The organism is Ramlibacter sp. P4_H7, from assembly GCF_056400765.1.
This window is the reverse complement of the sequence record NZ_JBFUKP010000001.1, coordinates 185,094-211,106: the sequence shown is the minus strand read 5'-3', so window position 1 is coordinate 211,106 and position 26,013 is coordinate 185,094. Positions and strand designations below refer to the sequence as shown.

21 protein-coding genes are annotated in these 26,013 nt (G+C 69.0%); 15 read left to right on the top strand and 6 right to left on the bottom strand.

Going from position 1 to position 26,013, the window contains the following annotated elements:
• From AC1DSA_RS01050 to AC1DSA_RS01040, 3 genes are read left to right on the top strand one after another with little or no spacing between them, the layout of a single operon-like run.
• Nucleotides 1-504 carry a YbaK/EbsC family protein gene (locus AC1DSA_RS01050; RefSeq protein ID WP_477885160.1) on the top strand — a complete coding sequence of 168 codons (504 nt, stop codon included), beginning with the start codon at nt 1-3 and terminating at the stop codon, nt 502-504.
• Between the two features lie 58 nt (nt 505-562).
• The gene (locus AC1DSA_RS01045; protein WP_477885158.1) at nt 563-787 is read left to right on the top strand and encodes a DUF1289 domain-containing protein; all 225 of its coding nucleotides are present in this window, start codon (nt 563-565) and stop codon (nt 785-787) included.
• Entirely contained in the window at nt 784-1,425 is a 642-nt protein-coding gene (locus AC1DSA_RS01040) for a 2-hydroxychromene-2-carboxylate isomerase (RefSeq protein ID WP_477885156.1), read from the top strand. The genes AC1DSA_RS01045 and AC1DSA_RS01040 overlap by 4 nt, the downstream gene beginning before the upstream one ends.
• Before the next feature lie 46 nt (nt 1,426-1,471).
• On the opposite strand, the gene AC1DSA_RS01035 is transcribed toward AC1DSA_RS01040, so the two are convergent.
• Entirely contained in the window at nt 1,472-2,239 is a 768-nt protein-coding gene (locus AC1DSA_RS01035) for a hypothetical protein (protein ID WP_477885154.1), read from the bottom strand.
• A 371-nt stretch (nt 2,240-2,610) separates the two neighbouring features.
• Here AC1DSA_RS01035 and AC1DSA_RS01030 point away from each other — a divergent pair, with 371 nt between their 5' ends.
• The 3 genes from AC1DSA_RS01030 to AC1DSA_RS01020 all read left to right on the top strand — a co-directional run bounded on the left by AC1DSA_RS01030 (nt 2,611) and on the right by AC1DSA_RS01020 (nt 6,210).
• A complete protein-coding gene (locus AC1DSA_RS01030) occupies nt 2,611-4,293 on the top strand; it encodes an MFS transporter (RefSeq protein WP_477885152.1) in 1,683 nt (560 codons plus the stop codon).
• 80 nt (nt 4,294-4,373) lie between these two features.
• Nucleotides 4,374-4,523, top strand: a complete 150-nt coding sequence (locus tag AC1DSA_RS01025; RefSeq protein ID WP_477885150.1) for a hypothetical protein — start codon at nt 4,374-4,376, stop codon at nt 4,521-4,523.
• 64 nt (nt 4,524-4,587) lie between these two features.
• A complete protein-coding gene (locus AC1DSA_RS01020) occupies nt 4,588-6,210 on the top strand; it encodes a sensor histidine kinase (RefSeq protein ID WP_477885148.1) in 1,623 nt (540 codons plus the stop codon).
• Nucleotides 6,211-6,226: 16 nt separating this feature from the next.
• Here AC1DSA_RS01020 and AC1DSA_RS01015 read toward each other — a convergent pair whose 3' ends face one another.
• Nucleotides 6,227-7,327: an ABC transporter substrate-binding protein gene (locus AC1DSA_RS01015; protein ID WP_477885146.1), complete on the bottom strand. Its 1,101-nt coding sequence runs from the start codon at nt 7,325-7,327 to the stop codon at nt 6,227-6,229.
• Nucleotides 7,328-7,553: 226 nt separating this feature from the next.
• Here AC1DSA_RS01015 and uvrA point away from each other — a divergent pair, with 226 nt between their 5' ends.
• The gene (uvrA, locus tag AC1DSA_RS01010; protein ID WP_477885948.1) at nt 7,554-13,508 is read left to right on the top strand and encodes an excinuclease ABC subunit UvrA; all 5,955 of its coding nucleotides are present in this window, start codon (nt 7,554-7,556) and stop codon (nt 13,506-13,508) included.
• Nucleotides 13,509-13,556: 48 nt separating this feature from the next.
• On the opposite strand, the gene AC1DSA_RS01005 is transcribed toward uvrA, so the two are convergent.
• Nucleotides 13,557-14,123 carry a porin family protein gene (locus AC1DSA_RS01005; protein WP_477885144.1) on the bottom strand — a complete coding sequence of 189 codons (567 nt, stop codon included), beginning with the start codon at nt 14,121-14,123 and terminating at the stop codon, nt 13,557-13,559.
• Nucleotides 14,124-14,456: 333 nt separating this feature from the next.
• Between AC1DSA_RS01005 and AC1DSA_RS01000 the strand changes: the two genes are divergently transcribed.
• From AC1DSA_RS01000 to AC1DSA_RS00990, 3 genes are all read left to right on the top strand, one after another.
• The gene (locus AC1DSA_RS01000) at nt 14,457-14,966 is read left to right on the top strand and encodes a hypothetical protein (protein WP_477885142.1); all 510 of its coding nucleotides are present in this window, start codon (nt 14,457-14,459) and stop codon (nt 14,964-14,966) included.
• Nucleotides 14,967-15,068: 102 nt separating this feature from the next.
• Entirely contained in the window at nt 15,069-16,031 is a 963-nt protein-coding gene (locus tag AC1DSA_RS00995) for a tripartite tricarboxylate transporter substrate binding protein (protein ID WP_477885140.1), read from the top strand.
• An 89-nt stretch (nt 16,032-16,120) separates the two neighbouring features.
• Nucleotides 16,121-16,894: a gamma-glutamyl-gamma-aminobutyrate hydrolase family protein gene (locus AC1DSA_RS00990; RefSeq protein WP_477885138.1), complete on the top strand. Its 774-nt coding sequence runs from the start codon at nt 16,121-16,123 to the stop codon at nt 16,892-16,894.
• 37 nt (nt 16,895-16,931) lie between these two features.
• Here AC1DSA_RS00990 and AC1DSA_RS00985 read toward each other — a convergent pair whose 3' ends face one another.
• The 3 genes from AC1DSA_RS00985 to AC1DSA_RS00975 form a co-directional block, all read right to left on the bottom strand.
• A complete protein-coding gene (locus tag AC1DSA_RS00985) occupies nt 16,932-17,720 on the bottom strand; it encodes an HAD-IIB family hydrolase (RefSeq protein ID WP_477885946.1) in 789 nt (262 codons plus the stop codon).
• A gap of 14 nt (nt 17,721-17,734) precedes the next feature.
• Nucleotides 17,735-18,973 carry a S41 family peptidase gene (locus AC1DSA_RS00980; RefSeq protein ID WP_477885136.1) on the bottom strand — a complete coding sequence of 413 codons (1,239 nt, stop codon included), beginning with the start codon at nt 18,971-18,973 and terminating at the stop codon, nt 17,735-17,737.
• Between the two features lie 61 nt (nt 18,974-19,034).
• A complete protein-coding gene (locus tag AC1DSA_RS00975) occupies nt 19,035-20,675 on the bottom strand; it encodes a peptide chain release factor 3 (RefSeq protein WP_477885134.1) in 1,641 nt (546 codons plus the stop codon).
• A gap of 120 nt (nt 20,676-20,795) precedes the next feature.
• Between AC1DSA_RS00975 and ligD the strand changes: the two genes are divergently transcribed.
• The 5 genes from ligD to AC1DSA_RS00950 all read left to right on the top strand — a co-directional run bounded on the left by ligD (nt 20,796) and on the right by AC1DSA_RS00950 (nt 26,012).
• The gene (gene ligD / locus AC1DSA_RS00970) at nt 20,796-22,022 is read left to right on the top strand and encodes a non-homologous end-joining DNA ligase (RefSeq protein ID WP_477885132.1); all 1,227 of its coding nucleotides are present in this window, start codon (nt 20,796-20,798) and stop codon (nt 22,020-22,022) included.
• Nucleotides 22,023-22,136: 114 nt separating this feature from the next.
• Nucleotides 22,137-22,931, top strand: a complete 795-nt coding sequence (locus AC1DSA_RS00965; protein ID WP_477885130.1) for a hypothetical protein — start codon at nt 22,137-22,139, stop codon at nt 22,929-22,931.
• A 110-nt stretch (nt 22,932-23,041) separates the two neighbouring features.
• The gene (locus AC1DSA_RS00960; protein ID WP_477885128.1) at nt 23,042-23,743 is read left to right on the top strand and encodes a GntR family transcriptional regulator; all 702 of its coding nucleotides are present in this window, start codon (nt 23,042-23,044) and stop codon (nt 23,741-23,743) included.
• 117 nt (nt 23,744-23,860) lie between these two features.
• Nucleotides 23,861-24,853, top strand: coding sequence for a tripartite tricarboxylate transporter substrate binding protein (locus tag AC1DSA_RS00955; protein WP_477885126.1), 993 nt, complete (start codon nt 23,861-23,863; stop codon nt 24,851-24,853).
• A 16-nt stretch (nt 24,854-24,869) separates the two neighbouring features.
• Nucleotides 24,870-26,012, top strand: coding sequence for a mandelate racemase/muconate lactonizing enzyme family protein (locus AC1DSA_RS00950; protein WP_477885124.1), 1,143 nt, complete (start codon nt 24,870-24,872; stop codon nt 26,010-26,012).
• The last annotated feature ends 1 nt before the right edge of the window (nt 26,013 follow it).

Genomic DNA, 26,013 nt, shown 5'->3' with positions numbered 1-26,013 from the left:
ATGTGCGGAGCGGAACTGGGCAGCCTGCCCGAGGGCGTGCAGCGGGTGGCGCGCGCGCTGCTGGACGCCGGCCATCCCCATGCGCCGGTGATGCTGGACGACGCCGCGCGCACGGCGCAGCAGGCGGCCGACGCGCTGGGCATCCAGGTCGGCCAGATCGCCAAGAGCATCATCTTCCGCCGCAAGAGCGACGATGCGGCGGTGCTGGTGATCGCCTCGGGCGACCGGCGGGTGGACGAGAAGAAGGTCGATGCCCTCATCGGCAAGACCGGCCGGGCGGACGCGGAGTTCGTGAAGGGCAAGACCGGTTTTTCCATCGGCGGCGTCTCGCCGATCGCGCATGCCGAACCCCCGGTGACGCTGATCGACCGCGAGCTGTTCCGCTTCGAGGAGATCTGGGCCGCGGCGGGCCATCCGCACGGCGTGTTCAAGCTGCGGCCGCAGGACCTGGAGAAGCTCACCGGCGCGCCGGTGGCGGACGTGGTGCAGGCGCCGGCGGCATGAGCGCCCGACGGTCGATCGAGCGGGCGCCGTGCGTTTTCTTGCGGTGGATGAAGCTTCCATGATCGCCTCCGCGCGCGAACTGCTGCTGGAGACGGCCGCCGGGATGGACGCCGAAGGCTCCGTGCCTTCGCCCTGCATCTCGGTGTGCCGCATGGATGCGGCGACCGGCTGGTGCGAAGGCTGCTTGCGCACGCTCGACGAGATCGCGGCCTGGGGCTCGGCGTCGGATGCGGACAAGCGCGGCGTGTGGCAGGAACTGGTCAAGAGGGCAGGGCAGGCATGAAGCACATCACCTTCTGGTTCGATTTCCTTTCGCCCTACGCCTACCTCGCGTTCGAGAAACTGCCGGAAGCTTTGAAGGGCCTGAGCTACCGCGTCGACTACCGGCCGGTGCTGTTCGCCGGGTTGCTGAAGCACCACGGCCAGCTCGGTCCCGCGGAGATCCCGCCCAAGCGCGACTGGACCTACCGCCAGGTGCTGTGGCTGGCGCACGCGCACGGCATCCCGATGGACCTGCCGGCAGGGCATCCCTTCAATCCCCTGGGCGTCCTGCGGCTCGCGCTGGCGTGCGGCGAGGACGGGCTGGTCAACCGGCACGTCGCCGAGACGGTGTTCCGCCAGGTCTGGCGCGGCGGCGGCGACGCGGCGGATGCGCAGCGCCTCGCGGCACTGGCGGCCGACCTGCAGCCGGCGCGCGACCCGAACGGCAGCGCGGTGAAGGCGGAACTGAAGGCGAACACCGACGCCGCCATCGCGCACGGCCTGTTCGGCGTCCCGACCTGCGAAGTGGACGGCAAGCTGTTCTGGGGCTTCGACGGGCTGCCGATGCTGCGGGCCTGGTGCGAAGGCGATCCCTGGTTCACGGGCGGTGCGTGGGAGCAGGCGGCCGCCTTGCCGGTGGCGAAGGCCCGAGGCTCCTGAGGACTGTCGCGGCCCGGAAACCCGCCGCGGGCGAACGCGCGCCGGCTCAGCCCGTGGGCGCGTTCCAGACGTAGATGCCCGTGCGCCGCCACATCTCGTCGCGGCAGGCGCGACCCAGCTCGACGATGCGCTGCTTCGGCGACAGCCTCTCGCGCCACTGGGTCGAGGCCAGGCTGCTGGTGGAGCCGCGCTGCACCGACAGCACTGGGTTGGCGAACAGCGCGATGAAATCCGGGTTGTGTTCGCGGTACAGGCTGAACGAGCCGTCGATGTACATCTTGCCGCCCGCGGGGTGTCCCTCCGGCCGCCGCTCGACGTCTTCCAGGTAGGCGACCAGGCGGGGCAGCGCCCGCTGGTGCACCGCATAGCAGTGCGCCCATTTCGAGCTCCGCGACAGCGGCACCAGGCCTTTCGGCGCGGCCTTGAATTCGGTGCTGGGCAGCGCGTGCCCGAAGAAGCACATGTCCCACGGCTGCTGCTGCAGCAGCGTGACAATCCGCTGCTGTTCCTCCGGCCGCGACAGCGAGGTGCGAAAGATCGCGTCGTCCTCCAGCACCCAGACGGCGGGGAGCCGCGCGTCGCGCGCCCGGCGCAGGATGTCGAGGTGGCTCAGGTGGTTGCCATACACGCCGCGGCTGGGAAAGCCGTTGGCGTCCGGCGGCATCGGCGGGTCGGGAAAGCGCACGCGCGGGTCGTCGACGGCGATGCCGATGCGGGCCAGCTCGCGCGCCAGCGACGCATAGCGGTCCGTGCGCGCGGGCAGGTGGATGATTTCCACGCAGCCGAAGTAATCGAGGAACGGGCTGGAGGGCACTGCTGAACCTTTGAGGGGTGGGAGGACGGCCGCACCCGGCGGCGGCAGCTCCACTATGCACGCGAAGGCGCGGACAGCGAATTCTGCAGGCAAGAGCCGGACCGCCCCGCGCGCTGCCGATAGCTCGAACGAGCCTGTACGGCCGCGCTCCGAGGTGCCCCGCGGCAGCAGCAGCACGCAGGCGCGTGCACCCTCGCGCCTCCGTGCAAACCCTGAGCCCCTCCGCATCGTGAAAGCGACCGTGCGGGTTTGACCTGAATTGGTCAGAGGCGATTCAGTTTCGCGCAAGCAGCCGTTGGATTCGCGTCAGAGCAGGGTCAGAGCGGCCCCCAAGAATCGCCGCCTCGCTTTCAAAAAACTGGAGACAAGCCATGGCCGCAGTCCTTCCCGCAGCCGCCGCCAACCGCCCGATGACGGCCGAGGAGAAGAAGGTGATCTTCGCCTCGTCGCTCGGCACCGTGTTCGAGTGGTACGACTTCTACCTGTACGGTTCGCTCGCCGCGATCATCGCCAAGCAGTTCTTCTCCGGCCTTGACCCGAGCTCCGCCTTCATCTTCGCGCTGCTCGCCTTCGCCGCCGGCTTCCTGGTGCGCCCCTTCGGCGCCATCGTGTTCGGCCGGCTCGGCGACATGATCGGCCGCAAGTACACCTTCCTGGTCACCATCCTGATCATGGGCCTGTCGACCTTCATCGTCGGCCTGCTGCCCAGCTACGGCAGCATCGGCGTGGCCGCGCCGGTGATCCTGATCGCGCTGCGCATGCTGCAGGGCCTGGCCCTGGGCGGCGAGTACGGCGGTGCCGCGACCTACGTCGCCGAGCACGCGCCGCACGGCAAGCGCGGCGCCTACACGGCGTGGATCCAGACCACCGCGACGCTGGGGCTGTTCCTGTCGCTGATCGTGATCCTGGGCACCCGCACCGCCATCGGCGAAGCGGCCTTCGCCGACTGGGGCTGGCGCATTCCCTTCGTGGTGTCCGTGCTGCTGCTGGCCGTGTCGGTGTGGATCCGGCTGTCGATGAACGAGTCGCCCGCCTTCCAGAAGATGAAGGCCGAGGGCAAGACCTCCAAGGCGCCGCTGACCGAGTCCTTCGGCCAGTGGAAGAACCTGAAGATCGTGATCCTGGCGCTGGTCGGCCTGACCGCGGGCCAGGCCGTGGTGTGGTACTCGGGCCAGTTCTACGCGCTGTTCTTCCTCACGCAGTCCCTGCGCGTGGACAACGCCACCGCCAACCTGATGGTGGCCGCGGCGCTGGTCATCGGCACGCCCTTCTTCATCGTGTTCGGCGCGCTGTCGGACAAGATCGGCCGCAAGCCCATCATCATGGCCGGCTGCCTGCTGGCCGCGCTGACCTACTTCCCGGTGTTCGGCGCGCTGACCAAGGCCGCCAACCCGGACCTCGCCGCGGCCCAGGCCAGCGCCAAGGTGGTGGTGCACGCCGATGCCGCGCAGTGCTCCTTCCAGGGCAGCCCGGTGGCGCGCGAGATCGACTTCTCCAGTTCCTGCGACATCGCCAAGCGCTACCTGGCGCAGAACTCGGTGAGCTACGACAACGTCGGTGGCGAGGCGGGCAAGCCGGCCACCATCACCATCGGCGACAAGGCGATCGTGGCGCCGAACGCGGTCGTGGCCAACAGCAAGTTCGACGACGACAGCACGAAGAAGATCGCCGCCTTCAAGAAGGAAGTGAACGACGCGCTCAAGGCCGCCGGCTACCCCGCCAAGGCCGACCCCGCCAAGATGAACAAGGGCATGGTGATCGCGATCCTGGTCTACCTGGTGATCCTGGTGACCATGGTCTACGGCCCGATCGCGGCGATGCTGGTGGAGCTGTTCCCCACGCGCATCCGCTACACCTCGATGAGCCTGCCGTACCACATCGGCAACGGCTGGTTCGGCGGCCTGCTGCCCACCACCGCCTTCGCCATCGTGGCCCAGACCGGCAACATGTACAACGGCCTCTGGTACCCGATCATCATCGCCGGCGCGACCTGCGTGATCGGCACGCTGTTCATCCGCGAAACCAAGGACGTGGACATCTACGCCCGCGACTGAGACCCCGCCTGCTGGGTGAAAGGCCTTGCCCGCAGGGCCCTTTGCCAAGCAAGCTACCGAGATCCGAGGAGACAACAACCATGTGGAAAATCGCCGTCGGCTTTGCCGTCTTCGCCGCCATCGCCCTGTTCGTGATCTTCCGGGCCGGGGACAAGGTGGACATGGGCGGGGAAAAGCACGGGACCGAGGCGGTCACGCCCGCCTCGGGCGCTTCCGCCGCCAAGCACTGATCTAGCGCAAGCCGGAACGGCGCCGCGCGTTGCCCGCTGCCCGGCCGCGGGCTAGACTGGAATCGTGCCCTCGCGCCGCTTCCATCTCACCCGCCACTTCACCATCACCAGCCTGATGGCCTTCGGCGTGCTCGGCGCCGCGCTCTTCTTTCTGCAGCGCGGCGAGGAGAAGTACTTCGACGACGCGCAGCGCGACCAGGTCGCTTTCTTCGCCAAGGTGCAGGCCGACCTGCTGCAGGAGCAGCGGGACTCCGCGCGCGCCAACCTGGTCGCGGTGCACGAGGCCGGGCACATCGCACTGACCCGGGTGTTCGCCAACGCGCTGTGGTCCTCGCATTTCGCGCCGCTGGTGGCGCAGGCGAAAGCCATCCCGATCGAGGCCTGCCGACCCCCGGCCGAGGCCCGTGCGGCGGGCGGCACGCCGGTGCCGGCGACGCAGGCGGACTGCATCGCGCGGGTGCGCGCCCAGGTGCTGGCGCTGCCCGCCTTCGCCGGCGTGGACGCGCCGGTGCGGGCCCTCATGGGCGGCACCACCGTGTTCAAGATCAAGGTCTACGACCTGCGCGGGCTGACGGTGTATTCCTCCGAGCAGGCGCAGGTGGGCGAGGACAAGGTGGACAACGCCGGCTGGCAGTCCGCCGTCGTCGGCAAGCCGGCGAGCGAGCTGGTGCACCGCAACCAGTTCAGCGCCTTCGAAGGCGTGGTCAAGGACCGCGACCTGATCCAGAGCTACATCCCGGTGGCGGCGCCCGGCGGCGGCATTGGCGGGGTCTTCGAGATCTATTCGGACGTGACGCCGCTGCTGAAGCAGCTGGACGCCGCAAGCGCCCGCAGCGAGGCGATCACCGCGCGCAACCAGGGCCGGCTGCAGCAGGGCTCCGACGCGAGGCAGCGCGAAGTGGAACGCGCGTCCAACCGCTTCCTCTTCACCATCTTCGCCCTGCTGGTGCTCACCTACGCCGCGCTGCTGTTCTTCGTGCGGCGCGGCCAGCGCCTGATCGACCGCGATGCCCGCGCGCGCGAGCAGGCGGCGCTGCGCGAGCAGGAATGGCACCGCGACAAGATGGCCACCATGGGCGCCATGGCGGCCAACATCTCGCACGAGGTCGGCAACCCGCTGGCGATCATCTCCGGGCTGGCCGAGGAGATGGGCAACTGGCGCCGGCCCGAGGACGTGAACCCCGAATTCCCGCGCATGATCGTGGAGCAGACCGGGCGCATCGCCAACATGACGCGGCGGATCAACGACTTCGCCACCGCCGGCCGCGACACGCCGCAGTTGCTGGACATCAACGAGCTGGTGCACTCCGTCTGCGATTTCCTCAAGTTCGATCGCCGCTTCCACGGCACGCCGATCGCGCTGCGGCTGGCCGAGGGCCTGCCCGCCTGCCGGGGCATCCCCGATCACCTGGCCGAGGTGCTGATGGGCCTGCTGCAGGCCTTCGAGCAGGGCTGCGAGGGCTGCGCGCGGCCGGACGTGGGGCTGGTGGTGGAAACGCAGGCGGTGGGGCCGGAAGTCGCGCTGCAGATCCGCGGCGAATGTCCCGGTTCCGGCGACAGCTGCCTGTTCCCCGTGGGCGATCCCCGCCTGGAGTCGGCGCGGCTGCGCATGGAAGGCATGGGCGGCCGCGTGTCGGTGCAGGGCGCCACGGTGCGGCTGCACCTGGCGTGCGAGCCCGGCGCCTGAGCGCCGCGCCCAGCGCTCAGCGCTTGAACTTGCCGTCGGAGCCGATGATGGACAGGTCGGCGAAGTCCAGGCCGGTGTGGTCATCGGCCGCGTAGCTCACTTCCAGCCCGCCGATGTCGAACTTCTTGATCGAGTCCAGTGCCGTCACCAGCTTGGCCCGCGTCGGGTTGGGGCCGGCGCGGCGCAGGCCCTCCACCAGCACCTTGGCGGCCGCGTAGCCCTCCAGCATGGCGGGGCTCAGCTCCATCTTCTTTTCCTTGGCCAGCACCATGGCTTCCTTGATGAAGCCATAGGCATAGGAGCGCTCGTAGGGGAAGACCTGCGTGACCACGACGCCGCGCGCCTGCTCGCCCAGGCTCTTGATGAAGCCGGCGGAGGCGTTGTTGGACAGGGTCACCACCTGCGCCGCCGACCTGGCTTCGCGCAGCGCCTTGACGCCGTCGGCGACGGCGTTGCCCGACGCGATCCAGACCACGGCCTGCGAATCCTTGGACGTGATGGCCGGGATGATGGTCTTGAAGTCCGGCTTGCCGCGGTCGGCCTTGATGATGGCGACCGGCTTGAAGTTCGCCTTGGCGAAGCCCTTGTTCGCCCCTTCCAGGCCATCGAGCCCGAAGGAGTCGTCCGCGTGCACGACAGCGATCCGGGTGATGCCCATGGTCTGCAGGTGGGTCACCGCCTTCTCGGCCTCGCGCTGGTAGGTGGCGCGCACGTTGAACACGTACTTGCGCACCGGCTGGTGCAGCACCATCGCGCCCGTCGACGGCGCGATCAGCGCGACGCCGTGCTGTTCCAGCAGCGGCAGGATGCCTTCCGAGTGGGGGGTGCCGCGGTTCAGGAACAGGGCGAGGACGTTCTTGTCCTCGATCAGCACCTTCGCGTTGGCCTTGGCCAGCGGCGGTTCGAACTTGTCGTCCATCTGGACCAGTTCGATCTTCTGCCCGTTGACGCCGCCCTTGGCGTTGACGCTGTCGATCCACAGCTTGGCGCCCTCGGTGGTTTCCTTGACGCCGGCGGCGACGGGGCCGCTGAACCCGGCGGTCTGGCCGATGAGAATCTGCGACAGCGCGAAAGCCGGCGCCAGTGCGGCGATCGCCGCGACGATGTATTTTTTCATCCCTGCTCCTCTTGCCGCCGGTCGGTCCCAACGTCAAGAAATTGTAAGAGGAGCTCAGCCGTTCCCCTATGCTCGCAACCCCTCGCAGTCGAAGGAATTAGGAATTTCTGTGACACCTTGTAGGCCCGTGCCTACGGTAGCGGGTCGCAGGGTCTTCGAGCCTGCACCCGGCACGCGGGGGACCCCCTCCCTAGAATGTTGGGCCTTGCTTCCGGAAGGCCCCTTCATGTCCCAGGGATCGATCCGCATCCGCGGCGCCAGACAACACAACCTCAAGAACCTCGACCTCGACCTGCGCACCGGTGAACTGACGGTGGTGACGGGTCCCAGCGGCTCCGGCAAATCCAGCCTCGTGTTCGACACGCTCTACGCCGAGGGGCAGCGGCGCTACGTGGAGACCTTCTCCGCCTACGCGCGCCAGTTCCTCGAGCGCATGGACAAGCCGGCGGTGGACCGCGTCGAAGGCGTGCCGCCGGCCATCGCGATCGACCAGACCAACCCGGTCCGGTCCTCGCGCTCCACGGTCGGCACGATGACCGAGTTGAACGACCACCTGAAGCTGCTGTTCGCGCGGGCGGCGCAGCTGTTCGACCGGCAGACCGCGCTGCAGGTGCGGCACGACACGCCCGAGACCATCTACGAGCAGTTGATGGCGCGCACCCGACTGGGCGATCCGCGGCTGGTGGTGACCTTCCCGGTGGAACTTCCTGGCGGCACCACGCCGGAGGAAGTCGAGCAATGGCTGGCCGCCAGCGGCTTCACGCGCGTGCAGGCCGAGCGCGAGGTGGCGACCCCCACCGGTCCGCGCAAGATCCTCGACGTGGTGGCGGACCGTTTCCGCATCCAGGGCGTCGAGAAGGCGCGAGCGATCGAGGCGATCGAGGTGGCGCTCAAGCGCGGGGCGGGACGCATGTCCGTGTACGCCGCTGCCCTCACCCCGGCCCTCTCGCAGGGGGAGAGGGAGAAAGAGAGACTCCCGGCCCTTGCCGAAGGGGGCGGTGAGGAGGAGAGGCTCCCTCGCCCGCTGGCGGCAGAGGGTGGGGGTGAGGGGGAGGTCTGGAAGTTCTCCACCGGCCTGCACTGCCCCGACAGCGACATCCGCTATGCCGACCCGGTGCCGTCGATGTTCTCGTTCAATTCGCCGGTGGGCGCGTGCGAGACCTGCCGCGGCTTCGGCCGCGTGATCGGCGTCGACTACGGCCTGGTGGTGCCGAACGACAAGCTCACGCTGCGCGCCGGCGCGATCAAGACCTTCCAGACGCCGGCCTGGTCCGAGTCGCAGGACGACATGATGCGGCACGCCGAGTCGGCGGGCATCCCGCGCGACACGCCCTGGTACAAGCTCACGCCCGAGCAGAAGCAGTGGGTGATCGAGGGCGCGCCCAACTACCGCGAGGGCAACTGGAGCCGGCAGTGGTACGGCGTCAAGCGCTTCTTCCAGTACCTGGAGAGCAAGGCCTACAAGATGCACATACGCGTGCTCTTGTCCAAGTACCGCAGCTACACGCCCTGCGAGTCCTGCGGCGGTGCCCGCCTGAAGACCGAGTCGCTGCTGTGGCGCCTGGGCAGCAAGGCCGACGCCGACGCGGTGCTGGAGCCCGCCAGGCGCTTCCTGCCGGTCGGCGCGCAGTGGACGCGCGCGCAGCTGGAGGCGCTGCCGGGGCTGTCGCTGCACGACCTGATGATGCTGCCGATCGAGCGGCTGCGGCGCTTCTTCGACCAGGTCGAGCCCGAGGCGGAGGCGCATGCCGGCGGCGGCGAGCTGCAGGCGCTCAAGCTGCTGTTCGAGGAAATCAACACGCGCCTGAAGTACCTGGTGGACGTGGGCATCGGCTACCTCACGCTGGACCGGCAGAGCCGCACGCTGTCCGGGGGCGAGGTGCAGCGGATCAACCTGACGACCGCGCTGGGCACCTCGCTGGTGAACACGCTGTTCGTGCTGGACGAGCCCAGCATCGGCCTGCACCCGCGCGACATCGGCCGCATCACGCAGGCGATGCACCGGCTGCGCGACGCCGGCAACACGCTGGTGGTGGTGGAGCACGACCCGGCCGTGATGGTGGCCGCCGACCGCATCATCGACATGGGCCCGGGTCCCGGCGAGAAGGGCGGCCAGATCGTGTTCGACGGCACGACCAACGAACTGCGCGACGCCGACACGCTGACCGGCGCCTACCTGGGCGCGCGCAAGCATGTCGGCATGGGGTTCAAGCGGGCCGTGACGGACTCGACCCCCCGCCTGGTGCTGGAAGGCGCGCGCGAGCACAACCTGCGCAACCTGTCGGTCGAATTCCCGCTGCAGCGCATGGTGGTCGTCACCGGCGTGTCGGGCTCGGGCAAGTCCAGCCTGGTGCAGGACATCCTGGCGCCGGCGCTGCTGCGCCACTTCGGCCGCGCGACGGAAACGCCGGGAACGCACGACCGCCTGCTCGGCACCGACCACCTCTCCGACGTGGTGTTCGTCAACCAGTCGCCGATCGGCAAGACGGCGCGCTCCAACCCCGTGAGCTACGTCGGCGCGTGGGACAGCATCCGCGAGATCTTCGCGACCTCGCCGCTGGCCCGGCAGCGTGGCTACACCGGCTCGAAGTTCAGCTTCAACTCCGGCGACGGCCGCTGCCCCACCTGCGGCGGCTCCGGCTACGAGCACGTGGAGATGCAGTTCCTCTCCGACGTGTACCTGCGCTGCCCCGACTGCGACGGCAAGCGCTACCGACCCGAGATCCTGGAAGTCACGATCGAGCGGCAGGCGGTCGGCGCGCTGGAGCCGCGCGTGCTGAACGTCGCCGACGCGCTGGACCTGACCGTGAGCGAGGCGGCGGCGATGTTCGCGCAGGACCGCGACGTGATCCGCGCGCTGCAGCCCATCGTCGACGTGGGCCTGGAATACGTGAAGCTCGGCCAGCCCGTGCCGACGCTGTCCGGCGGCGAATCGCAGCGGCTGAAGCTCGCGGGCTTCCTGGCCGAGGCGGCGCGCTCCTCGACGCACAGCCGCCAGGGCGTGGCGAAAAAGGGCACGCTGTTCCTGTTCGACGAGCCGACCACGGGCCTGCACTTCGACGACATCGCCAAGCTGATGCGCGCGCTGCGCAAGCTGCTGGAGGCCGGCCACTCGCTGGTCGTGATCGAGCACAACCTGGACGTGATCCGCGCCGCCGACTGGCTGGTGGACCTGGGACCGGAAGGCGGCGACGGCGGCGGCCTGCTGGTGGCCGAGGGGCCGCCGGAGGAAGTGAAGCTGCATGCCACGTCGCACACGGCCAAGGCCCTGCGCGACTACGACGGCACGCTGGGCGTGATGGCGGCGGTGCCGCTGTCGGTGCGCGAAGCGGACGCCGGCGCCTACCTGGCAACGCGGCCGAACGCGATCCAGATCGTCAACGCCAAGGAACACAACCTCAAGAACCTCAGCGTCGACATCCCGCACGGCAAGTTCAGCGTGATCACCGGCGTGTCGGGTTCGGGCAAGTCGACGCTGGCCTTCGACATCCTGTTCAACGAAGGGCAGCGGCGCTACCTGGAGTCGCTCAATGCCTATGCGCGCTCCATCGTGCAGCCGGCGGGCCGGCCCGAGGTGGATGCGGTGTACGGCATCCCGCCGACGGTGGCGATCGAGCAGCGCCTGTCGCGCGGCGGCCGCAAGTCCACGGTGGGCACCACCACCGAGGTGTGGCACTTCCTGCGCCTGCTGTACGTCAAGCTGGGCGTGCAGCACTGCGTCAACGACGGCGCGGAAGTGCGCCCGCAGACGCCCGACAGCATCGTCGCGCAGATCATGAAGCGCTACCGCGGCAAGCACATCGGGCTGCTGGCGCCGCTGGTGGTCAACCGCAAGGGCGTGTACACGGAGCTCGCCGACTGGGCGCGGCCGCGCGGCTACACGCACCTGCGCGTGGACGGCAATTTCCTGCCCACCACGGGCTTCCCGCGCATCGACCGGTTCAAGGAGCACACGATCGAACTGCCGGTGTGCGACCTGGACGTCACGCCGGCCAACGAGACGCTGCTGCGCGAGAAGATCACGCTGGCGCTGGAGCACGGCAAGGGCGTGCTGCACGTGCTGGCGCCGCTGGACGCCCTGCGCGCGGCGTTCAGCGAGGGCGCGTCCAAGCACGAGGGCATCGGCAAGGTGGAGGTGTTCTCGACGCTGCGCGCCTGCCCGGTGTGCGCGACCAGCTATCCCGAGCTGGATCCGCGCCTGTTCTCGTACAACAGCAAGCACGGCTGGTGCCCCGATTGCGTGGGCACCGGCGTCAAGCTCACCCGCGAGCAGCGCAAGGCGCTGGACGACACGCTGCTGGCGGCCGAGGACAAGGGCCGGGAGCAGACCTTCGCCGAAGTGGAGGTCGAGGACGTCTCGGACGAGGCCTGCCCCGGCTGCCACGGCTCGCGCCTGAACATGCAGGCGCGTGCGGTCCGCTTCGACAAGACCGGCATCGCCGACATCGCCGCGCTGTCCGTGCGCGACGTGCGCCGCTGGGTGGAGAGCCTGCAGGTGCGCGACGTGCTGACCACGCGCGAGCAGGGCATCGCGCGCGACCTGATCCCCGAGATCCGCTCGCGCCTGGAATTCCTGGAGGAGGTGGGCCTGGGCTACCTCACGCTGGACCGCGGCGCGCCCACGCTTTCGGGCGGCGAGGCGCAGCGCATCCGCCTGGCCGCGCAGCTGGGCTCCAACCTGCAGGGCGTGTGCTACGTGCTGGACGAGCCCACCATCGGCCTGCATGCGCGCGACAACCAGATCCTGCTGGACGCGCTGCACAAGCTGGGGGACAAGGGCAACACGCTGGTGGTCGTGGAGCACGACGAGGACACCATCCGCCGCGCCGATCACATCATCGACATCGGTCCGGGCGCGGGCAAGCGCGGCGGCCGCGTGATCGCGCAGGGTTCGGCGGCCGACATCACGGGTTCGGCGGACTCCCTCACGGGCCGCTACCTGCTGCACGCGATGAAGCACCCGCTGCAGCCGCGGCGCGACGTGGAAGCGATGGGGCACCGCGAGCCGCCCGGCCTGCCGATCGCGGAAACGCCGATGCCGGTGGCCAAGGGCAAGAAGCCGCGTTCGCTGCTCGCGCAGATGGCGAGTGCGCTGCCGGCGCCGCCGGATCCCGGCACTTCGTTCCTGCGGCTGCGCGGCGCCGACCTGCACAACCTGGACGCAGTGGATGTCGACGTGCCGCTGCGTCGGCTGGTGGTGGTGACGGGCGTGTCCGGCTCGGGCAAGTCCACGCTCGCGCGCGACGTGCTGCTGCACAACGTGCAAGCGGTCGTGCAGCAGCGCACCACCAAGGCCGGACGCGATGCCGACCACGCCGGCAAGCGGCCGAAGTGGGTGGGTTGCCAGTCGCTGGACGGCTACCGCTCCATCGACCGCGTGCTGGAAGTGGACCAGACGCCGATCGGCAAGACGCCGCGCTCCTGCCCTGCGACCTACATCGGTTTCTGGGACACGATCCGCAAGCTGTTCGCGGACACGCTGGAGGCGCGCGCGCGCGGCTACGGCCCGGGCCGCTTCTCCTTCAACACCGGCGAGGGCCGCTGCCCGACCTGCGAAGGCCAGGGCGTGCGCACCATCGCGATGAGCTTCCTGCCGGACGTGAAGGTGCCGTGCGAGGCCTGCCGCGGCGCGCGCTTCAACCCGGAGACGCTGGCCGTCACCTGGCGCGGCAAGAGCATCGGCGACGTGCTGCAGATGGAAGTGGACGAAGCAGTGGAGTTCTTCGCCGCCATGCCCAACATCAGCCATCCGCTGCAGCTGCTGCGGGACGTGGGTCTGGGCTACCTGACCCTGGGGCAGCCGTCACCGACGCTGTCGGGCGGCGAGGCGCAGCGCATCAAGCTGGTGACCGAGCTGTCGAAAGTGCGCGACGACATCACGCGCCGCGGGCAGAAGGCGCCGCACACGCTGTACGTGCTGGACGAACCCACGGTGGGCCTGCACATGGCCGACGTGGAGAAGTTGATCCGCGTGCTGCACCGGCTGGTGGACGGCGGCCACAGCGTCGTGGTGATCGAGCACGACCTCGACGTGATCGCCGAGGCCGACTGGATCATCGACCTGGGACCCGACGGCGGCTCCGCCGGCGGCAAGGTGGTGGCCGCGGCGACGCCCGAACAGGTGGTCGCGCAGGACACGCACACGGGCCGCGTGCTCGCGCCGGTGCTCGCGCGCGCATGAAAAAAAGCCCGCCGGATGGCGGGCTTTTTCGCTGGAGGCGGAGGCCGCTCAGAAGCGGTAGCCGACGGCCAGGTTGACGCCCTGGACCTTGGAGTTGCCCTTGTCGTTGTACATCATGTAGTCGATGCCGCCGTACCACTTGGGGTTGATCTGGTAGTTCACGCCCACGCCGTAGGAGAAGTCGCTGTCGGAGCCGCTGCCCGAGGCGTTGAACGTGCCGGAGATCACGTTCGCCTTGACCTTGGTGTCGGCCCAGCCCAGGCGCCCGAAGAACTCCCAGTTCTGGTACTTGTACTTGGGCGTGAAGTAGATGCCGTAGATGTGGCTCAAGTCGTAGTCGATGCGCGCGGTCGTGCCGTTACGGGTCACGGTCGTGTCGTCCTTCGACACGCCCCAGGCGGCCAGGCCTTCCACCGCGAAGTAGGGATGGAAGTCGTAGCCGGCCAGCAGGCGGATCGCGCCGGGGCGCGAGTTGCCGCCCAGGCCGTCGTCGAATTTCAGGAAGGTGTAGCCGACTTCGCCGTAGAAGGGCGACTTCACCGGAGCCTGCTGCGCTTGCGCGGCGGTGCCGAACAGGAGGATCGCGGATGCGGCTGCAATGGCAAGAAGTTTCATGGGGGGATTTCCTTTGGGGTGAATCTTTGAATAGGCCCGGATGGTGTTTCCAGACGCTCTCAGTCTGGACCTCGCACGCGCGGCCCGTCAACCGGACCATGGTCCTATTCGTAGGATACGTGCCACACCAGGACGGCGCGCATGCGCTGGATCAATTGAAGAGCACTCGGCTTGCATCACCTTTACAACGCGACGTCACGAGATGTTGCGCAAGCCCGCGAGATCCACGCGTCGTGTAGGCGCAGTGCCGACGTTCTTGACAGCGTCTTTCCCACGGAGCGATTTGCTCGGGCTTCCTACCCTTCAGGCTTTCTTAAGCCAACAGGTGTACTCATGCGCTTCACGTCCCCGTCCATCGCGACCCTGTCGCTCGTTGCCCTGCTGTCCGCATGCGGTGGTGGCGGCGGCGACTTCAAGAACGAGCCTCATCCTTCCGGGCGCAGCGGTGCGCTGACGGTGTCCGCCGCCGGCAATGCGGTGCTCAACGGGCTCTACACGGCCAGTGACGTGCAACTGAACGACATCGTGAAGTTCAACCCCATCGGTGGCGACCCGGAAACCTGCCGCACGCATTTCAGCGGCCTGGTGCAGACGCCCGGCGGCCGCATGATGGACGGAGACATCCGCTACCTACCCGGCACGAACCTGCTGCGCGCCACCTTCGTCTCGATCGACACCATCGAATTCAAGATGGACAACTCCACCGGCGCCGCGGTCGACCGCAGCAACAACGTCGTCACCTTCACGGGCGCGGTGCTCAATTCCACGCAGGGCAGCGGACAGACGATCACGCTGACGGGCAGCGTGCCGATCCGCGCGGAGAACAAGCCCGAAGGCTGCTGAGCCTGTCCCGCACGTTACCGCGCCGGGTCGACACCGATGGCGGCGCGCGGCACGCCGGGGTCCAATGCGGGTTGTTCCCTTTCGCAACCCTCAGGAGATTCGATGCTGCGTCGCCGCCTCATCCAGATCGCCGCCGCCAGCCTGGCCGCGGCGAGCCTGGGTGCCCATGCCCAGGCCTTTCCGTCCAAGCCGATCAAGCTGCTGGTCGCCTTCCCCGCGGGCGGGCCCACGGACATCACCATGCGCCAGCTGGCGGACAACGCCGGCAAGATCCTCGGGCAGCCGGTCATCGTCGAGAACAAGCCGGGTGCCGGCGGCACGCTGCCGGCGCAGCAGCTGCAGACCACCGCGGCCGACGGCTACACGCTGGCGCAGATTCCGCTGGGCGTGTTCCGCCTGCCCTACACCACCAAGATCAGCTGGGATCCCGTCAAGGACATCAACTACGTCATCAACGTCACCGGCTATGCCTTCGGCATCGTGGTGCCGGCCGACAGCCCGCTGAAGAACTGGAACGACTTCGTCGCGTATGCCAAGGCGAACCCGGGCAAGCTGAGCTACGGCTCGACCGGCACGCTCACCAGCCCGCACCTCACGACCGAACTGATCGCGCAGAAGCTCGGCCTTCAGCTCAACCACATTCCGTACAAGGGCAGCGCCGAACTCGCGCAGGCCATCAGCGGCGGCCACCTGATGGCCGCGGCGGATTCCACCGGTTTCGCGCCTTTGGTGCAGGCGGGCAAGATCCGCGTGCTGAACACCTGGGGCGAGAAGCGGCTGGACAAGTTCCCCGATGCGCCGACCCTGAAGGAGCTGGGCATCGACATCGTGCAGAACTCGCCCTTCGGCATCGGCGCGCCGCGCGACACACCGCCCGAGGTGGTGAAGAAGCTGCACGACGCGTTCAAGAAGGCGATGGAGGATCCCAGCTACGTGCAGGCGCTCGCGCGCTACGACATGCTGCCGATCTACATGGACTCCGCGCAGTACCGCAAGTTCGCCCAGGAAACCTTCAACCGTGAGAAGGCGCTGGTGGAGAAGCTGGGCCTGGCCAAGCCCAGCTGAGCGTAAGCGAAAGGCTGACGCACGAAGGCGACGCGGCCGCGCGCGCGGCCGCGGGCGCCTTGGCACCATGGGCGGCGAGGCCCCCCCGCATGCCCACGCATTCCCCCAAGCCCCTGGTCTGGCTGCCCGCCTGCCACCGCAACCTGGATCTCGACGATCCCGGTGGCTACACGGTGCTGGCCGACCGCTATGCGTCGGCGGTGACGCGGCTCGGCCTGCAACCGGTGCTGTTTCCCATGTCGGAAGCCGAGGACGTGCCGTTCCTGTTGCCGCTCGTGCACGGCGTGCTGCTGACCGGCTCCCCGTCCAACGTGGAGGCCACGCGCTTCGGCGCGACCGCGCTGCCCACCGACCTGCTCGATCCGCGCCGCGACCGGCTCACCATGCAGCTCGTGCGCGAGGCGCTGGCGGCGGGCGTTCCACTGTTCGGCGTGTGCCGCGGCCTGCAGGAGATGAATGTCGCGCTCGGCGGCAGCCTGTGGCAGACGCTGCACGACCAGCCCGGCATGATGGACCACCGCGAACCCGAGGACGACGACCTGGCGGTGCAGTTCGCGCCGCGGCACGAAGTGCTGCTGCAGCCGGACAGCGCCTTCGCGCGCTGGGCCGGCGACACCCGCGTGTTCGTGAACTCGCTGCACGGCCAGGGCATCAAGCGGCTGGGCGAGGGCCTCGTGCCGGAAGCGCACGCGCCCGACGGGCTGGTCGAGGGCGTGCGCGTGATGGGGGCGCCGGCCTTTGCCTACGGCGTGCAGTGGCATCCCGAGTGGCGCCACGAGGAGCATCCGTTCTACCAGCGCATGCTGGTGGCCTTCGCCGACGCCTGTCGCGCGCACCGCCAGCGGATGGAAGCGAAGGCCTGAGCGAGGCCGCGGAGGCGCGTCCGGTCGGCCGTGCTGGCTAGCGGGCCGAGAGGAGGGCTGCCGCCACCTGGGCGAAACCGGCCCCGCGTTCGCCCTGGGTCACGTAGCGTGGCTTGAACGCGAGCTGGTCCTCGAAGCGCCGGATGTTGGCCACCCCGACGCTGTGCGGGAAGTGCTGGAACATCAGCACGTCGTTGGTGGAATCGCCCACGTAGACCCAGCGCTCCAGTTCCTGCTCCAGGTCGCGGCCGAACAGTTCGCGCACGATCCAGCGCGCGCCGGCGAGCTTGTTGTGCCCGCCATACCAGCCGTTGACGTGGATGGAGCTGACGGTGGCGTTCATGCCCTCGGCCTGCATCAGCGCCACCACGCGGTCGATCGCGCTTTCCGGCAGGTGCGTGAACTCGCCGTGGTCGATGGCGATGTCGGTCTCGCGCCCGCCGCTGTCGCGCGACAGGGTCGCACCGGGCACTTCGCGCACGATGCGTTGCGCCACCTGCTGCATGCGCGCGAAGTTGGTGGCGCGTTCCGCCGCCGCCTGCGTGTAGAGCTTGCGCAGCGTGCCGTCCCCGTTGCGGACGAGCGCCACCGCGCCGTTCTCCGCCACGATCGCATCCACCGGCCACTGCAGCGCGAAGGGTTCGCTCCAGCCCACCGGCCGGCCGGTGATCGGCACGACGTGGAGGCCGGCCTGCGCGAGCATGGCCAGCGCCTGCAGGGCGTCGGGCGTCACGGCGCCCTCGGTGGTGAGCGTGTCGTCGATGTCGGTGAGCACGCCGGCGATGCCCGCGCGCGCCAGCACGGGCCAGGCCGCCAGCGGCTGCATGGCGCCCGGGAGGGTCAAGGCTGCTGTTGCGGGAGCAGCAGGCGGCCTGCCCAGGCCGGGCGGCTCGGCTGCTGCACGGTCACGATGGGCGTCGCCGCGCTCTGCACGCCGGTGGCGATGCTGGGCGTGGTGCCGACCGGGCAGGTGCCCTTGTCGATGAAGAACTTGGCGGCGTCCAGCAGCGGGTCCCCCGGGTCCCCGGCGGGCACCGTGCGGTTGCTGTCATTCACCTCGCACATGGGCGAGAAGCCGGTGGTGTAGTCGCCGAAACCCTTGGCGTTGGTGCCCTGGAACTCGATGGGGAAGTAGGCCAGGCCGCAGTTGTTCTTCTGGCGGAACCCGTAGGGCTTGCCGCAGGTGGTGGTGCCGATGCGGACCACCTGCACGTCGATGCCGCGCAGGCTGTTGATGATCGACTCGCTGGCCGAGCAGGTGGCGTCGGTGGTGAGCACGAACACCCGCGAGAGGCTCAGCTGGGGCAGGGGCGTGCCGACCGGGAACTGGGTCCCGGGGCCGTCGGAAAACTGCACGGTGCTGCCGAACAGGAAGGCGCTCTGCGCCGTCTCCTGCGGACGCTTGTCGTTGTACTGGAGCTGCTCGAACACCCGGCCGTCGCTGGTCGGGCCCGTGACCATCGACGCCGCGGCCTGCGCGATGTAGAGGAAGCCGCCCGAGTTGAAGCGCAGGTCCAGCACGAGGTCCTGCGCACCGCCGGCCTTGACCTGCTGGAAGGCCGCGATCAGGTCATCCTGCGCGCCCACGACGTGGTCGTTGAACTGGATGTAGCCGGTCACGCGACCGCCGGTGGTGGTGGTCACGGTGACCTTGGGCACGGCGTTGGTGCGGCTCGCCCGCAGCGTGGTAGGGTCCGAAAGCTGGAGCGTGGCGGACGGCTGCGGCACGGCCTGCGCCAGCGAGACGGGCAGCACCGCGCTGAACCGGTCCTTGGGCAGGCCGTTGACGTCGGGGGTCTTCACCAGCAGGGCATGGAAGTAGTCCTCGACGGTGCTGAACCTCGCCGCGTCTACCTCGGGGATTTCGCGGTACCAGAGGTACACCTCGTCCATGTAGCTGCGGATGAACTTCTTCTGCGTGTCGACGCTGCAGCCGGCGATGCCCCCTTCGAACTGCTGCGAACCGGACAGCGTGGGGCCGCCGCCGCCACCACCACCGCCGCCGCCACCGCAGCCCGCAAGCAGCAAGGCGCTGGCGACCAGCGCGGCCAGGGTACGGAGCAGGAGGGGCTTCTTCATGGAGTGGTTGGGGCGTCCGACGCCTGCATTATTCCCTGCGCCGCGAGCGGATGGGTCAACCTCAGCCCGCGTTTTGTAAAGAGAGGCCCGCGTGCTCGCGCAGCAGGTGGAAGTGGATCTTGGGAAAGCGCTCCTGCGCCAGCCGCACGTCGTAGGGTGACGTGCACAGGAAAGCCAGGGCATCGGCGGCATCGAGCGCCAACCGTTGCGGATAGGCATCAGTGAACGCCTTCAGTTCGGCCGGCGTGTCCGCGGTGATCCAGCGCGCACCGGTGTAGGGGCAGCCTTCCAGCCGCACGTCGCAGTCGTATTCGGTCCGCAGGCGGTGCTGCACCACTTCGAACTGCAGCTGGCCGACCGCGCCCAGCAGCATGGGGCCGCCGATCTGCGGACGGAACACCTGGATCGCACCTTCCTCGCCGAGCTGCGCCAGGCCCTGTTGCAGCTGTTTCGTGCGCAGCGGGTTTTTCAGCACCACCACCATGAACAGCTCGGGCGCGAAGAAGGGCAGGCCGGTGTACTGCAGGCTCACGCTGCCGTCGGTGATGGTATCGCCCAGCTGCACGCCGCCGTGCGTGGTGAAGCCGATGATGTCGCCGGCAAAGGCCTCGTCCACCGCCTCGCGCCGCTGCGACAGGAAGGTGACGACGGAGGTGGGCCGCAGCTCCTTGGCGGTGCGCTGCACCTTCAGCTTCATGCCCGGTGTGTACTTGCCCGAGGCCATGCGCACGAAGGCGATGCGGTCGCGGTGCGACGGGTCCATGTTGGCCTGCACCTTGAACACCACGCCGGAAAACGCGGGATCGTCTGGTTCCACGATCCGTTCGACGCTCTGCCGGTTGACCACCGCGGTGCTCTTGCGCGATTGCGGATGCGGCGCCAGGTCGACCAGCGCGTCCAGCACTTCCATCACGCCGAAATTGTTGACCGCCGAGCCGAAGAACACCGGCGTCTGCCGGGCCGCGAGGAAGGCCGCGTGGTCCCACTCCGGCGACGCGCCGGCCGCCAGTTCCATGCTGTCCGCGGCGGCGTCGTATTCGCCGTCGAAGCGCCTGCGCAGCTCCGCCGCATCGGACAGCGGAACGGTGTCGAAGTCCTGCGGGCGGCGCTCGCTGCCGGACTCGAACACGGTCATCTCCTGCCGGCGCAGGTTCATGATGCCGCCGAAGACCTTGCCCTTGCCCACGGGCCAGGTCATGGGCACGCAGGGCATGCCCAGCTCGCGCTCGACCTCGTCCAGGATGTCCAGGGGCTCGCGCACCTCGCGGTCCATCTTGTTGACGAAGGTGATGATGGGCGTGTCGCGCTGCCGGCAGACCTCGATCAGCCGCCGGGTCTGCGCTTCCACGCCGTTGGCCGCGTCGATCACCATCAGCGCCGCATCGACCGCGGTCAGCACGCGGTAGGTGTCTTCCGAGAAGTCCTTGTGGCCCGGCGTGTCCAGCAGGTTGATCACGTGGTCGCGGTACAGCATCTGCATGACCGACGAGGCCACCGAGATGCCGCGCTGCTTCTCGATCTCCATCCAGTCGGAGGTGGCGTGGCGCGAAGCCTTGCGGCCCTTCACCGCGCCCGCGATCTGGATCGCGCCGGAGAACAGCAGCAGCTTCTCCGTCAGCGTGGTCTTGCCCGCGTCGGGGTGGGAGATGATGGCAAAGGTGCGGCGGCGCCGGACTTCGGCGCTGAGGGGCGATGCGGACAAGGGGGACTCCGGAATGCACGCGGCCATGCTGGAGCATGGCCGCCCTGACAGGACCGCCGTGCCGGCACGCACGGCGGTGTCTGACCCTCTATTGTCCCATGCCGGTGTAGCTTGTGTTCCATGGCACAGGCAAAGGACCAGGCGACTCTGGAGATTGGCGGGCGGGAGGTCGTGGTGACCCATCCCGGCAAGCTGCTGGTCCCGGCGGCGGGCGTCACCAAGCTCGACCTCGTGAACTACTACCTGGCGGTGGCGGAGGGCGCCCTGCGCGGCGCGGGCGGCCGCCCCTGCGTGCTGGTGCGCCATCCCGACGGCGTCGGCGGCGAGTTCTTCTTCCAGAAGCGGGCGCCCGCGAAGCGGCCGGACTGGCTGGAGGTGGCGCAGATCCGCTTCCCGTCCGGGCGCAGCGCGGAGGAAGTGGTGCCGCGCCATCCGGCGGACCTGGCCTGGATGGCCAATCTGGCCTGCCTGGAACTGCACCCCCACCCGGTGCGCGCCGAGGACCTGGCGCACCCCGACGAGCTGCGCGTGGACCTGGATCCCGTGCCCGGCGTGGAATGGCCGCAAATCCGGCAGGTCGCCGGCGTGGTCCACGAGGTGCTCGCCGAACTGGGCCTGAAGGGCTGGCCCAAGACCTCCGGGTCGCGCGGCATCCACGTGCTGGTGCGGATCCAGCCGAAGTGGACCTTCGACGAGGTGCGGCGCGCAGCGCTCGCGCTGGCCCGCGAGGTGGAGCGGCGGGCGCCGGGCCTGGCCACCAGCCAATGGTGGAAGGAAGAACGCCGCGGCGTGTTCGTCGACTACAACCAGAACGCCAAGGACCGCACGGTGGTGTCCGCCTACTCGGTGCGCCCGAAGCCGGATGCCCGCGTGTCCGCGCCGGTGAGCTGGCAGGAGCTTGCGGAATGCGACCCCGCGGACTTCACGCTGCGCACGATGCCCCAGCGGTTTCGCAAGATCGGCGACCCGCACGCGGCGATCGACGAGCTGGCCTGCTCGTTGGAGCCGCTGCTGCGCCTGGCTGAACGGCAGGAGGCCGAGGGCCAGGGAGATGCGCCGTGGCCGCCGCACCATCGTAAAGGTGCGGATGAGCCACGCCGGGCTCCGCCGTCCACGGCGCGCGCGAAGAAGCCGCTGATCGAGGTTGCGCGGGCGGAGCGCGAGGAGCAGGCCGTGGCCGCGGCAGAGCAATGGAAAGCGGAGCATCCGAAGGCCGCGGCGCACCTGGAGCCGGCGGATGTGCTGGTCGATCGCATGCGCGGAAGCTCATCGCTGTGGTACCGCGTGCGCATCAACCTGGAGCACGTACCGCCGCGCTTGCGGCCCAGGGACGAACGGCCGCGCTAGGGGGTCGTGTAGGACACGGCCTCCCGCCCCGTGCCGACGACTTCCTACTTTTCGGTTTGCGCCGGCTCGGTACACCTCGGGGCCCGAAGCAGTCATCAACACAAGGGAGAAACGATGAGCAAACTTCTGAGCATCCTGGTCGCCGGTCTCGTGGCGGGTGGCGCCATGGCGCAAACCACCACCACGACCACGCCCACCGCGCCGAGCACCTCGGGCGCCCTGTCGGGCTCCGTGTCCGGCAGCACGTCCGGCGCGACCAGTGACAACACCAACACCAACACGAACAGCAACACCGTGAACGTGTACGGGCCGGGCTCCAACCGGCTGGCGCGCCCGCAGCAGGGCGCGGCCTCGGGCACGGGCACCGGGACGACCTCGGGCGCCGGCACCACGGCTGGCACCGGCACCACCGCCGGGTCGGGCACGACCGCAGGCACCGGCACCACGGGCGGCACGGGCGCGACGGCCGGCACCGGCACCCATTCCGGGTCGGGCACGACCGCAGGCACCGGCACCACCGGCGGCACGGGCACGACGGCTGGCACCGGCACCCATTCCGGGTCGGGCGCGACCGCGGGTACCGGAACCGGCACGACCTCCGGAACCGGCACGACCTCCGGCACCGGCACCACCGCGGGCACCGGCACGACCTCCGGGTCGGGCACGGCTTCCGGTTCGGTCAGCGGCAGCGCCTCCGGCGGCCAGTACGGCGTGAACACCTGCCCTCCGGGCCTGGTGAAGAAGGACAACGGCTGCCTGCCTCCGGGGCAGGCCAAGAAGCAGGGCAGCACCTCCACGCTGGGTAACACGGGCACCAGTTCCGGCATGAGCTCCGGCGCGAGTCCCAGCCTGTCTGGCGGCACGCAGCACGACACTTCCGGCAGCACGCGCCACGACAGCAAGAAGTGATGCGGGCGCCGGTTCGACCCGCGTGATCGAAAGGGCAGCACTCGCTGCCCTTTTTCTTGCGGCGTGCGCAACGATGTCGGCTCGGCGCGCGGCAGGACACAATGCGGGACATGAGCCCGCATCGTCTGAAGCCGATCGAACGCAGCACGCTTTGGGACGGGGCCTACCTGTCGCTCAAGGCCGCGATCCTGTCCGGGCGCTTCGCTCCCGGCGACAAGGTCGTGCTGCGCCAGGTGGCCGACGACCTGGGCATCAGCTTGACCCCGGTCCGTGATGCGGTGAACCGCCTGATCGCGGAGAAGGTGCTGGACCGCGGCGGCCTCGGGCCCGCCGGTGCGTCCATCGTGCCGCTGCTGGACGCCGACCAGTTCAGCCAGCTGATGACGGTGCGCGAGAGGCTCGAGCCCATGGCGGCGCAAGCCGCGGCGGCGAACACGACGCCGGAAGGACTGCACGCCGTGGAGCGCCTGCTGGTGGAGATGAAGCGCTCGGTGCAGGAGAAGCGCACCGAGCAGTACCTGGAAGCGCACTACCAGTTCCACTTCCGCATCTACGACATGTGCCGCATGCCGATCGTGGAAGACATCATCGAGAACGCGTGGCTGCGCTGCGCGCCCACGCTGCGGCTGGGGTTGCCCGAGTACATCCCCGGGCTCAAGCGCTACGAGCATCACGTGGCGACGCTGGCCGCGCTCGCGCGCGGCGACGGGGCCGCGGCAGCGGAGTCCATCCGCTCGGACATCGAGAGCGCGCGCGAGGACATAGGCGCACTGCTGCAGCAGCAGGGCGAGCGCCGCGCCTTGTCCCGCTGAGCAAGCGTTCTTCGGACAAGACCAAGATCCCTTCGCGGGCAGGGGATTTGGCGCGCCGGTTCGTTTGTTATAACATTGCGCCTCGCCCCTGCAGCACCCATCCCCAAGGAGACATCCATGGCGTTCCCGTCAACGCTCGCATCCATCGCCATCCGCACGCTCGCGGCCGTGACACTCGTCGCGCCGGCGCTGCCTGCCCTCGCAGCCGATCCGTTCCCCAGCAAGGAAATCCGCCTCGTGGTCCCCTGGAATGCGGGCGGTTCCAACGACATTTCCGCACGTGCGCTATCGCAACTCGCGGCCGAGGACGGCGTGCGCATCATCGTGGACAACGTGCCCGGCGCCACCGGCACGATCGGCATGGCCAAGGTGGCCAACGCGGAACCCGACGGCTACACGCTTGGGATGGGCACCAGCTCGACCCTGGCGCAGGTCGCCCAGGGGCTCACGCCGCTCAAGAACGACAAGTTCGTGCCGATCGCACGCGTGACCACTGACCCGCTGATCCTGCTGGTGCCTGCGGGCAGCCCGTACGGGACGCTGGAAGCCTTCATCGCGCACGTGAAGCAGAACCCCGGCAAGGTGTCCATCGGCATCCCGGGCACCAACAACCTGAACCACATCTTCGCCGTCATGGCGGGCCGGGCCGCCGGCAGCGAAACCCTGGCCGTGCCCTACACCGGCGGCTCCAAGGTGATCGCGGACCTGGCGGGCAAGCAGATCCAGGCCGGCGTGCTCAAGCCCTCCGAAAGCAAGTCGCAGATCGACGGCGGCCTGGTCAAGCCGATCGCGGTGTTCGCCAACGAGCGGCTGAAGTCCATGCCCGACGTGCCGACCTTCAAGGAAAAGGGCTACGACGTGTTTCCGTATGGCCCGCTGGTGCAGATGGCGTACATCGTTGCTCCCGCCGGCACGCCGCCAGTTGTGCGCGAAAAGCTGACGGCCATGTTCCACAAGTACATCCAGAGCGCGAAGTTCAAGGCGTCCTCCGAGGCCGGCGGCGCCCTGGTCGACGACCTCACCGGCGCCGCGCTGGGTCGCGAGATCGATGCGGTCACCCGGTCGCTGACGGAAGTCGGCAAGAAGGTGTTCGTCGCCGAGAAGAAATAAGTCCCCGAGAACACGCATGTCCCCCATCAAGAAAGTCACCTGCCACGTGGTCGCCGCGCCCGTGGAACGTCCCTTCACCTCCTCTCGCGGCTGGCTGTACAAGACGCGCGGCTCCTGCATCGTCGAAATCGAAACCAGCGACGGCATCACCGGCTGGGGCGAGTGCTACGGCCCCTCCGCCGTCGCCAAGGCCTTCATCGACACGCAGTTCGGCCCGCGCATCATCGGCCGCGACGCCTTCGACGTGGAGGTGATCTGGGAGGACCTCTACAACCGGATCAAGGACTACGGCACCACCGGCATGGCGATCTCCGCGCTGTCCGGCATCGACATCGCGCTGTGGGACATCGTCGGCAAGGCCTGCAAGCAGCCGATCCACAAGCTGATCGGCGGGGCGCACCGCACCGAGGTCACGGCGTATGCGACCGGCCTGTACTTCATCGACATGGACCGGCTGGTCGAGGAGGCCGTCGAGGAGGCGCGCGAGTTCGTCGACCAGGGCTTCACCGCCGTCAAGATGAAGATCGGGCTGGGCGACCCCAAGCTGGACATCCGCCGCGTCGCCGCCGTGCGCGAGGCGATCGGCGACGGCGTGCGCCTGATGGTGGACGCCAACCATTGCTTCACCGTGCCGCAGGCGATCCGCCTCGGCCGCGAGCTGGAAAAGCTGGACGTCGAGTGGTTCGAAGAGCCGATCTCGCCCGAGGACGTGGACGGCTACGTCGAGGTCACGCGCGCCCTCGACATGGCGGTGGCCGGTGGCGAGAACAGCTTCACCCGCTGGGGCTTCCGCGACCTGGTCGTGCGCAAGGCCATGGACATCGTCCAGCCGGACGTGTGCGCCGCCGGCGGCATCAGCGAGTGCCGCAAGATCGCAACGCTGGCGTCGGCCCATGGCGTGGAGTGCGTGCCGCACGCCTGGGGTTCGTCGATCGGCCTGGCCGCGACCCTGCATTTTCTGGCGGCCTTGCCGGACCAGCCCCCCAGCTTCCGGCCCATGCCGCCCATGCTGGAGTTCGAGCAGTGCGAGAACCCGTTCCGCGATCATCTCTCGCGCGAGCCCATCGTGCAGAAGAACGGCAAGGTGCAGGTCCCGACAGGCGCCGGACTCGGCATCGAGATCGACCGCTCGATCCTCGAGCGCTACCGGCAGGGCTGAA

Coding starts and splice junctions, on each gene's coding strand:
- AC1DSA_RS01050 (WP_477885160.1), top strand. CDS start 1: ATGTGCGGAGCGGAACTGGGCAGCCTGCCCGAGGGCGTGCAGCGGGTG.
- AC1DSA_RS01045 (WP_477885158.1), top strand. CDS start 563: ATGATCGCCTCCGCGCGCGAACTGCTGCTGGAGACGGCCGCCGGGATG.
- AC1DSA_RS01040 (WP_477885156.1), top strand. CDS start 784: ATGAAGCACATCACCTTCTGGTTCGATTTCCTTTCGCCCTACGCCTAC.
- AC1DSA_RS01030 (WP_477885152.1), top strand. CDS start 2,611: ATGGCCGCAGTCCTTCCCGCAGCCGCCGCCAACCGCCCGATGACGGCC.
- AC1DSA_RS01025 (WP_477885150.1), top strand. CDS start 4,374: ATGTGGAAAATCGCCGTCGGCTTTGCCGTCTTCGCCGCCATCGCCCTG.
- AC1DSA_RS01015 (WP_477885146.1), bottom strand. CDS start 7,327: ATGAAAAAATACATCGTCGCGGCGATCGCCGCACTGGCGCCGGCTTTC.
- uvrA (WP_477885948.1), top strand. CDS start 7,554: ATGTCCCAGGGATCGATCCGCATCCGCGGCGCCAGACAACACAACCTC.
- AC1DSA_RS01005 (WP_477885144.1), bottom strand. CDS start 14,123: ATGAAACTTCTTGCCATTGCAGCCGCATCCGCGATCCTCCTGTTCGGC.
- AC1DSA_RS01000 (WP_477885142.1), top strand. CDS start 14,457: ATGCGCTTCACGTCCCCGTCCATCGCGACCCTGTCGCTCGTTGCCCTG.
- AC1DSA_RS00995 (WP_477885140.1), top strand. CDS start 15,069: ATGCTGCGTCGCCGCCTCATCCAGATCGCCGCCGCCAGCCTGGCCGCG.
- AC1DSA_RS00990 (WP_477885138.1), top strand. CDS start 16,121: ATGCCCACGCATTCCCCCAAGCCCCTGGTCTGGCTGCCCGCCTGCCAC.
- AC1DSA_RS00985 (WP_477885946.1), bottom strand. CDS start 17,720: ATGCAGCCGCTGGCGGCCTGGCCCGTGCTGGCGCGCGCGGGCATCGCC.
- AC1DSA_RS00980 (WP_477885136.1), bottom strand. CDS start 18,973: ATGAAGAAGCCCCTCCTGCTCCGTACCCTGGCCGCGCTGGTCGCCAGC.
- ligD (WP_477885132.1), top strand. CDS start 20,796: ATGGCACAGGCAAAGGACCAGGCGACTCTGGAGATTGGCGGGCGGGAG.
- AC1DSA_RS00965 (WP_477885130.1), top strand. CDS start 22,137: ATGAGCAAACTTCTGAGCATCCTGGTCGCCGGTCTCGTGGCGGGTGGC.
- AC1DSA_RS00960 (WP_477885128.1), top strand. CDS start 23,042: ATGAGCCCGCATCGTCTGAAGCCGATCGAACGCAGCACGCTTTGGGAC.
- AC1DSA_RS00955 (WP_477885126.1), top strand. CDS start 23,861: ATGGCGTTCCCGTCAACGCTCGCATCCATCGCCATCCGCACGCTCGCG.
- AC1DSA_RS00950 (WP_477885124.1), top strand. CDS start 24,870: ATGTCCCCCATCAAGAAAGTCACCTGCCACGTGGTCGCCGCGCCCGTG.